Source organism: Coleofasciculus sp. FACHB-712 (genome assembly GCF_014695635.1).
Classification (GTDB): Bacteria; Cyanobacteriota; Cyanobacteriia; order Cyanobacteriales; family FACHB-T130; genus FACHB-T130.
On sequence record NZ_JACJOQ010000670.1, the window covers coordinates 1 to 3,370 of the forward strand.

Annotated in this window: 5 protein-coding genes; 2 read left to right on the forward strand and 3 right to left on the reverse strand. The window is 45.2% G+C overall.

Features of this window, described 5'->3' with window-relative positions:
- On the forward strand, window positions 1-438 hold a 438-nt coding region (locus H6F50_RS25180; protein WP_190430798.1), incomplete at its 5' end, for a tetratricopeptide repeat protein.
- A gap of 73 nt (window positions 439-511) precedes the next feature.
- On the opposite strand, the gene crtW is transcribed toward H6F50_RS25180, so the two are convergent.
- Together crtW and H6F50_RS25190 are read right to left on the reverse strand one after the other, a co-directional pair.
- Window positions 512-1,285: a beta-carotene ketolase CrtW gene (crtW, locus tag H6F50_RS25185; protein WP_190430799.1), complete on the reverse strand. Its 774-nt coding sequence runs from the start codon at window positions 1,283-1,285 to the stop codon at window positions 512-514.
- Window positions 1,286-1,671: 386 nt separating this feature from the next.
- The gene (locus H6F50_RS25190) at window positions 1,672-1,878 is read right to left on the reverse strand and encodes a chlorophyll a/b-binding protein (protein WP_190410163.1); all 207 of its coding nucleotides are present in this window, start codon (window positions 1,876-1,878) and stop codon (window positions 1,672-1,674) included.
- 266 nt (window positions 1,879-2,144) lie between these two features.
- On the opposite strand from H6F50_RS25190, the gene H6F50_RS25195 reads away from it, so the two are divergent.
- Complete coding sequence (locus tag H6F50_RS25195; RefSeq protein ID WP_190430800.1) at window positions 2,145-2,966, forward strand: SDR family oxidoreductase; 822 nt, start codon at window positions 2,145-2,147, stop codon at window positions 2,964-2,966.
- A gap of 116 nt (window positions 2,967-3,082) precedes the next feature.
- On the opposite strand, the gene H6F50_RS25200 is transcribed toward H6F50_RS25195, so the two are convergent.
- Window positions 3,083-3,370: CHAT domain-containing protein (locus tag H6F50_RS25200; RefSeq protein ID WP_190430801.1), on the reverse strand; the 288-nt coding region annotated here is incomplete at its 5' end.

Below are 3,370 nucleotides of genomic sequence, written 5' to 3' on the forward strand. Positions count from 1 at the left end.
CTTGCCGATATCTGGGCGAACCGAACGGTGGTGCTATGGCATTTGGGAAGAAACCCCGAAGCCCTCGCTTCTAGCGATCGCGCGATTAGCCTCAATCCTGAATTATCACAAGCTTGGTATAACCGAGGCGTCGTGTTAGTCGCTTTAGAACGGTATGAAGAAGCGATCGCCGCTTACGCCCAGGCAATTCGCATTACGCCCAATGATGCGAATAGTCTTGCCGGTCGAGGGGTTGCCCTCTTGTTGTTAGATCGGTTAGAAGAAGCGATCGCTGTCTTTGATGAAGTGTTGAAACTCGATCCAAAAAACACTTTAGCGTTGGAAAACAAAACCCTAGCAACGCAAAAATTAGAAGAAAAGAAGTTGGAAGAACAAAAATTGGAAGAGAAAAAGAAAAATAGTCTCCCACCACCTAAAAAATTACCGATTAAGAAGTAATAAAAAAGGGGCGTATCTAATACGCCCCTTCTATCTATTTACAATGGCAATTGGCAGTACAAACGGTGATTTGTCAACTAGAGGTCTGATTCATTCTGTAAGCTTCTGGTAGCTGCCACCAAGGAAGATGAGGATGTTCGTGATGTTCCTCGTGGTAGCCAAAATGATAACAGGTGATAAATGACCAGAAAACTGGCAGAGCATTGGTTTTGGCGCGATGAGGATCTGTATAACCCTCTTGTGGCTCTCGATGAGGCAGGAAAGTACCGAAAAAGAATAACTGTACCGAACTTAAAATTGAAGGAATCACCCAAAATAAAGTCAAATTCAATTCGGGGATCGGCAGGGTGAAAGCAATCAGGTTATAGAAAGCCATTAAAGCAAACAAGCGTTTCCAGCTCCAATAACCTTTCATAAAGTGAAAGTACCAGGCAAAAAAGTTTTTATGCTGACTGTTATGAAAATCCGGATCGAATTCGCTTGCTGGGTGCTGGTGGTGTACCCCATGCTTTTTCAATAACTCGTCAAAAGAAAAGAATCCATATAACAATAAAACGAATGAACCAATCAAGTTATTAATTTTACGGTTTTGAGGAAATACCACTCCATGCATTGCATCATGGGCAGTAATGAATAATCCTGTATACAGAAACATTTGCCAAACGATCGCGGGGATTCTCCACACTGTAGGAATTTGCGACCAGTCAAGAGACATCAAGAAAACCAGACTGCTTGCCCAGATGCCAATAATAGTAAAAGCAATTACAAGTCCAATAATTGGATTTTCACTTCTTTGTATTCGCGGAAGTTTCGCTTGTTGCAGAGGTGCGTGTTCGAGCTGAATCATGCTTGTATAAATTTGTAGCTTTCCTTTCGAGCAAAAATTTAGGAGCTAATAGCGAAGCGATCGCTACCTTATCCTGAAGAACCCGCGATCGCGCTTGGTTTACAACGATACTCATCCTTCAAAAATCGGTTGAGTGCAAGTCCCTCTGGGAAGAAAACCTGTTGATGCTCGGTGTCTGGATGAGATAGCGCTTCCTTTTTGTTAAATACTGTAAAAATAATATAACTATTGTAAAGGATAGCTGGTACTGCGATCCGAACCAGAGACGTTTAACCGCCGCCTCTGACTGCACCTCAGTGGCAACTTCATCGGATATTTGACTGTCTGGCTGGCAGATGAAGCCTTTATCTACAACTGCCAGCCAGACGAATCTTGCAAGTCAGTCATTAGCGGGTATAGGAAACCAGGTGCAGCACGTCCCGAACGACGCTGTAGCCTGCAAAATCCCAAAGTAGGTAAGCTAAAAAGCCGATCATCGCCAAGCGTCCGTTCCATAGCTCAGCTTGAGGATTCCAGCCAAACAGAAAGGCATTGCGGTCTTTGCCATTGTAGGCGCTAGCAACAGGTGGTAAATCAGTAGGGCGAGTCTGCATCGTTTACATTCCTTAACAAATTGATTACGCATACATCCTAACTACCCCATTAATCTCTGCTCTCTGTCTATAGTCCCAAACTGCATTTAATTCTCAAGGAAGATGTAAGGGGTTTTAGACAAAGTAATTTATATCACAAAGTTCATCAGGTTTATGTGAGCAGAACTACAGCAGTTTTTATCAAAAACTCTGACGAAAGCTAGAGGATTTCCCCATTTTTGTTGAACAAACTTAGAGAGCAAAGCACTATTATTTGAAATAACCGTATGGCTTCCACAGTACTAATTACAGGTGCTTCTCAAGGCATCGGCAAAGCAACTGCTCTCTTGTTTGCCCAGAAAGGATATGACTTAGTAATGGCGGCGCGTCAGGCTGACCGCTTGGAAGCGGCAGCACAGGAAGTGCGATCGCTCGGTCGAAAAGCCCTAGCTGTTCCCACCGATGTGAGAGACCCAGAACAGGTGAAAAGCCTGGTTGAGAAGGCGCTGGAAGAATATGGCGCTATCGATGTCCTAATCAATAATGCAGGTCGTTATATATCCGGGCCAGCAGACTCGTTTTCCCTAGACGATTGGCACCAGACGATAGACCTCAACCTGTGGGGATATATTCATACGATTCACGCCCTATTACCTCATTTTCTAGAGCGAAAACAGGGCACGATTGTTAATCTGAGTTCTATCGGCGGCAAAGTCCCCGTTCCTTATCTTGTGCCTTACAATACCAGCAAGTTTGCGGTAACTGGATTGACCGAAGCGCTGCACTCAGAACTCGCACCCAAAGGCATTCATGTTTGTGGGATTTACCCGAATCTAATCAAGAGTAGTTTGATGGAACGGGCAATCTTTGGAGGTAAGAATGTAGAAGATGCCCAAGCGCGTCGAGATCAGCTCGATCTGGTGCTGAGTACCCCAGTGGTGGAGAAGCCGGAGGATGTGGCAAAGGCAATTTGGGAGGCGGTGAAGCATCAGCGGGCTGAGGTGTTGGTCGGTTCCGCCAATCTATCGAAAGCCTCTTACAATATGTTTCCTGGCTTTATGCAGTGGGTGTTTCGGAAAACCTTCCAGCTCAAAGATAAGGAAGCATAGCCATATCGCCCCTCATTCAGCAATCTGGGAAGAACCCCTCCCCGCAAAGGCGCTGTCTCGTCTTTGCGCCTTTGCGCCTTCGCGCGAAAAATATTTGTATATACTAACCGCGATAGTTATCTGGGTTCCCCAATTAAGGTGAATCCTGCCCAGTCTTTGGGATTGGGATTTTGTTGCTTAATTTTGAGCATGGCTTGGCGCAAGGCTTTGGCTTTATCGTCGTTCTGCTTCAACTGCTTGTAAAATTCACTCATTAACGCACCTGTGGGAGCATCTGGCGCAGACCACAAAGGCACGATCGCAGTCGGAACACCCGCTGCAATCAGAGAAGTAGACAAACCAATTACTCCATCGCCAGTTGTTTTACCCTTGCCGTTTTCAACAGCAGTGAAAACGACTAATTC

What these genes read in the sequence shown, in the direction of transcription:
- H6F50_RS25195 (WP_190430800.1), top strand. Translation starts at nt 2,145, where the DNA reads ATGGCTTCCACAGTACTAATTACAGGTGCTTCTCAAGGCATCGGCAAA.
- H6F50_RS25190 (WP_190410163.1), bottom strand. Translation starts at nt 1,878, where the DNA reads ATGCAGACTCGCCCTACTGATTTACCACCTGTTGCTAGCGCCTACAAT.
- crtW (WP_190430799.1), bottom strand. Translation starts at nt 1,285, where the DNA reads ATGATTCAGCTCGAACACGCACCTCTGCAACAAGCGAAACTTCCGCGA.